General features: G+C 48.9%; 6 protein-coding genes. 5 read left to right on the plus strand and 1 reads right to left on the minus strand.

The genetic code is table 11. The features are described 5' to 3' along the window. Nucleotides 1–324 (minus strand): IS110 family transposase (locus tag Q31b_RS27425; RefSeq protein ID WP_146602868.1); only part of this gene is annotated, 324 nt, incomplete at its 3' end. A 446-nt stretch (nucleotides 325–770) separates the two neighbouring features. Here Q31b_RS27425 and Q31b_RS27430 point away from each other — a divergent pair. From Q31b_RS27430 to Q31b_RS27450, 5 genes are all read left to right on the plus strand, one after another. Next, nucleotides 771–1,679 (plus strand): hypothetical protein, encoded by a 909-nt coding sequence (locus Q31b_RS27430; RefSeq protein ID WP_146602869.1) that lies wholly within the window; start codon nucleotides 771–773, stop codon nucleotides 1,677–1,679. Nucleotides 1,680–1,708: 29 nt separating this feature from the next. Next, the gene (locus Q31b_RS27435; protein WP_231617902.1) at nucleotides 1,709–2,332 is read left to right on the plus strand and encodes a hypothetical protein; all 624 of its coding nucleotides are present in this window, start codon (nucleotides 1,709–1,711) and stop codon (nucleotides 2,330–2,332) included. A 557-nt stretch (nucleotides 2,333–2,889) separates the two neighbouring features. Next, nucleotides 2,890–3,156 (plus strand): hypothetical protein, encoded by a 267-nt coding sequence (locus Q31b_RS27440; protein WP_146602871.1) that lies wholly within the window; start codon nucleotides 2,890–2,892, stop codon nucleotides 3,154–3,156. Between the two features lie 374 nt (nucleotides 3,157–3,530). Continuing rightward, the gene (locus tag Q31b_RS27445) at nucleotides 3,531–4,118 is read left to right on the plus strand and encodes a hypothetical protein (RefSeq protein WP_146602872.1); all 588 of its coding nucleotides are present in this window, start codon (nucleotides 3,531–3,533) and stop codon (nucleotides 4,116–4,118) included. A 5-nt stretch (nucleotides 4,119–4,123) separates the two neighbouring features. Next, nucleotides 4,124–4,576 carry a hypothetical protein gene (locus Q31b_RS27450; protein ID WP_197172520.1) on the plus strand — a complete coding sequence of 151 codons (453 nt, stop codon included), beginning with the start codon at nucleotides 4,124–4,126 and terminating at the stop codon, nucleotides 4,574–4,576. Nucleotides 4,577–4,712: the final 136 nt, after the last annotated feature.

The raw sequence follows: 4,712 nt of genomic DNA on the forward strand, positions 1-4,712 counted from the left end.
CACTTTGGCATCGATCGGATCGGTCTTTGCATCGTGACCAATCCCTTTGGCAAAGTGTCGCACCTGTTTCGGATTAACAATTGCAACATCCAAATCGTTTGCTTGCAGCCACTTTACGATTTGTCGTCCGTAACCTCCGGTCGCTTCTACAACAAACAAAGCATCCTTGAATGATTTAACTTTCTTACCGAGCTTCGTCTTAAAAGAGGCTTCATCATTTTCAACAACTTTTGGTAACGCTCCGCGGCTTGTAAAGAAATCGAGCTTGTCTTTGGCTACATCGATTCCTACAACCGATCGGTTTGATTCTTGATTAGATTTCATCACTTAGCTCCCATTCTAGTAAAATTCGAGCTAGCCGCTTTAGGCCGCTCCTGCAACGGTTCGGGTTAAAAAATGAACGACTGGCGATCATGCTGACCCACGACTTCAAACAGTCAAGACTCGGGCGATCTACCAGCCGCCGCGTCGATCCCAATGCATCAGGATCACCCGCGTGACTCTGTTTCGATGTTATCATAATGACCATCGATTTAAAGGCTGTTGCTAGATACTAGACTCGGGATTCGGGATTCAGATGAGTCCAAAGGACGAAAGTAATGGGCGATAGGCCGTCATCTGCTTTCGAATCTACGGAAGCATAGTTGGGGCCATTCAATCTCTACCTGTCTTCTTCATTGGCTGCTAATTAACAGCCGAAGAAAAAATCGTTTCGATCCCCAACGTTACGACTTCACACGCTGTCGCGTTGATCGTTTAGAATCGTAGACGTGAAAACTGCAACTACGAATCATCGTCGAACTTTCAAAAACCGCACTCGCGCGCCCGCGAGGTGTTCAGGCGTCAATCCGCGCCGAGCCTGCGTAGAAAAGAGCGTAAAACGCACTAGCAAACCGACTTGTATTTACGGCAACCGCCGACGATTGGAGTCTTGCTCCAGAGACCCGATTGGGTTTGAAGGCGGATACAATCTCTTTGCATTTGTTTATTCCCAGCCAACACGGCGTCTTGATCCATACGGCCTAGCGCCACCACCATTCGGCGAAGGTGGTGCAACTCTTGACGAGTACATTGATTGGTGGTTTGCGCAAACACTTTTTGCAGACGCTGGTAACAAAGACTTCTTAAAGAAGGGATTCAAGGAAGCAGCTATGGCTGGTTGCATCGGAGTGACACGTGTAACTTTAGGCTACCCAAGCATCGACGAATTTCTCGGAAAATTAGGAAGCTGCTATGCATCCGAAGCTGACGCCTCTTCGGAAGCAAAGAGAATGACGAAAGATAAAGAATGCTGTAACAACGGCACCGCTGGCGCCGGGCCCTACGGGGGAAGTCCTGAAGCGATGGTAGTTTGGGTTCAGTTTTCAAATGACTCCGGGATCAAAATCCCAGAAAAAGATGGAGTTTTTGACTTATCGGGAAGTGATATCAAAAACGAGATTCTATCCCCGGTGGGCGGCATCCCAGGAAACCCAAACTATGATTTCAAGGTCTTGATGGATGAGTTTAAGCAATGGCTGGGTGCTAACCATGGTGGACCAGGGATGAATGTTAGTTTTTGCGAGAATTTAACCAAAGACATTGAGACTCAAGAGAAGGTCGAAAGTGCTGGTGGTGATGGATTGGAAACAAACTTCTATTGTCCTGTTTGCCAGCGGGACTACGCAGAGGCTAAATGACTCCACCTTCATTATCACCTGGCGAAACCATGCTTCCTCTCAAGGGAACCGAACGTTTCATTGCTTTAACTTTCGTCGCTATCGTCTTGATTTTCTGCATAGTGACTCTATTATCTCGCGACTCATCCTGCCAGCGAATAGATGCTTTCGAACGACTGAAGCTGTCAGGTTGCTTTGTTTGTTTCGAGCATCAACAATTGGAGCCGGTTGTTTCTCAAGCTGGAAGTGTTGAGATTGGCGTCGGCTCTCGCCCATATTGGCGAGGTATATACTGGGTTTTTGGTGATCTGTTTTTGCTGGATGCTACAGACGCAAAGTTCGGAGGCGATCGAATCACGGCGGATACCTGGGCAGCCCTACAGGAGTTTCCTGAATTGCAAAGCATTGAGTTTTTTTATGACTCACAGCGAGAAATGGATTCATTTACGAATCTTCAGTTATTCCAGAATTTACGATCTCTGTCTTTAGGTGTTGGCGAAAAAGCACTATCACAATCTGAAGTTGATGCAATCGCGAGCCTGCCACTACTGAGGGCACTTGTTCTTCCTTGGGACACGACTTCGGAAGAATTGGCATTCGTTCGAAAACGGATTCCATCTTGTGAGATTCATGTAGGTCACTCGAGCATTCATGTCCAGAAAGAAAAGTCGTAAGGAGAAGAAAAGTTGCAGTTCCCCCAGAACTAAACTGTTACCCGATCGATAGACTTGTGTTTTTCCTGGAGCCCGCTATGCCTAGGCAAAAACGTGCTGATGAAGCCGGTGCAATTTACCACGCACTCAACCGTGAGAAAACTAAGAGAAACCAAAGGGGACGGAGCGATCAAATGGGACGGGGGTAGTTTCTGAAGGAAACGACTAACTGCACTGGAGCGAAGCGACATTGAAACGGTAGCCAAAGGGCTGCCGTTTTTCGTTGGGGAGCGATCAAATGGGTCAGGTCTGAATGCCGCGTGTTTAAGCGTCTTCGATCAACCTGTAGTGGGGCACGAGCATAAAAGTCACTACGGACAGTGCTAGCAACTCCCCGCTTGAGCCCGCCAGCATTTCGTGTGCCACCGCCCGACTTTTCATGAAGACAAGGTTCCGTTCTGATGTGTTGAACTATCAACCCCAACACAAACAAAACGGAACCCCATCATGCCTAAACATTCTACCAACTCTTTGTCACGTGTGGCAGCCGAGTTACAAGACGAACCTGGAGCGATCAAATGGGTCAGGTCTCTTTAATGAGTAATCCACCGCTTGCACTGGAGCGAAGCGACACCCGAACGGTAGCCGAAAGGCTGCCGTTTTTCGTTGGTGGGCAGGATGCCCGCCACAGGCTTTCGGCTGGATGCCGAGTCCGCGCACGCTTCGAGCCGATAACTCACCCAGCGGACCACCAGCGAGAAGAACCGTCACCGGACGACCTCCAGGCCAACGAAGACGACAACGGTTCAGAAGACGATCCTGGCGGCTCTCTTGCGTCTGCGTAAAACAAGTCGCCCACGCCCGCGCCATCGCGCTACTTAATCCTCTTTCTTTAGCTGCTCGTCGTTGCTTCCGGTCGTGGTCGCTGGGCGGACGAGCAGCTAAAGAAAAGAATTTACGATTCGAGGTGTTGCCACTTCCCACCGCGTCGCGTCGATCGATTAGAATGTACGACGTGAAAACTGCAACTACGATCCGCCGTCGTGTTTTGAAAAACCGCACTCGCGCGCCCGCGAGGTGTTCAGGCGTCAATCCGCGCCGAACCTGCCTTGAAAACCACGTAAAACGCGCTAACAAACCGCGTTGTATTTACGACAGTTGCCGACGATTGGAGTCTTGCTCCAGAGACCCTATCGGGTTCAGGGGAAGTCCTTGGAATTTGTTTGAGTATGTTGGGGGAAATCCGTTAGCAAGGAGGGATCCTTCTGGTAGGGCCATAATTGATCCGTTTGAAGAGCTAGACAGAGAAGATCCGTTTGAAGAGCTAGACAGAGAAGATCCGTTTGAAGAGCAAGATAGAGAAGATGCTAACGATACGATTCGACCGCTTCGCCCAGGTCCCGAACCAGTAATTCCTCCAACTCCTGCTCCACCGCCGGGAACAAGCATGATTTGCCAAGCGGGAGCAGCGTGTGGGCTTGGGCTTTGCGGTGCTGTTACTGCAGATCTTTACATTCCCGAAGGGTCGGATTTGGTTCCACAAAAGTGGGTGTGCGCAGGAGTAGCCATAGTGGTTGGCAGGTGCCTTATTTACGCAACAGGTGCAAATGATTCAGAAAGGCAACGTCTTTTGGATGAATACTTCGATAGGATACGAAGGATTCAGGAAGCTGAAATCGCTCACGAACAATGGCAGCGCCAAAAGGAAGAGTACGAAGAATGGGAGCGAGAAAGGGCTCGTGGGAGGGATCGTGTGGATGAGGACGACTTTGGCGACTTTATCGACGACATTCTTAGTGGTGAATAAAAGTGATGATGAATTCAGGTGAACCAGTACAGCCATCGAAGAGCTATACGAGGGTTGTTGAGCTTTCTCATTGCAAAGATCAGAAGTTTGAATATATCGTTGCAAGCCAACTTTCTTTGCATGCAACTTTAGGATACCGCAAGGTGGTTTTTGGGCCAACTGAAACCCCATTCACGTCCAGTGATGGGAAGCAGAAAGTCATGCCGGGGATGCCGCCTCATTTGGTCGAGGAACTCAAAGATATCGTTGATCGAAAGTTCGATGGTTTTGGTATGCATCATGTTTTAGTAGGGTCTGCGACTGAAAAATGGCCGACTTTTGAATTGCTTGTTTTAGTTGATAGTCCAATCGGGTATCTGTATTGGGAGTTTATTGTTTGTCGCAACGAAGTAGTTGCAATTCTTCGTGACGTATCGGAAGACTTCCGCCAACAAATGCTCGGGACCGCTCGAGTTTAGGATCGATCAAAGCACTGTCATGGTCAAACTCAATAAACGAGGTGCGCGCATAACGATAGCGGCACTACCCATAGGGTAGTTTTTTTGGAACTCAAAGTCCAGTGAATTGTTTGCCGCCGGCACTTCTCGGTCAGCA

Source organism: Novipirellula aureliae (assembly GCF_007860185.1).
Lineage (GTDB): Bacteria > Planctomycetota > Planctomycetia > Pirellulales > Pirellulaceae > Novipirellula_A > Novipirellula_A aureliae.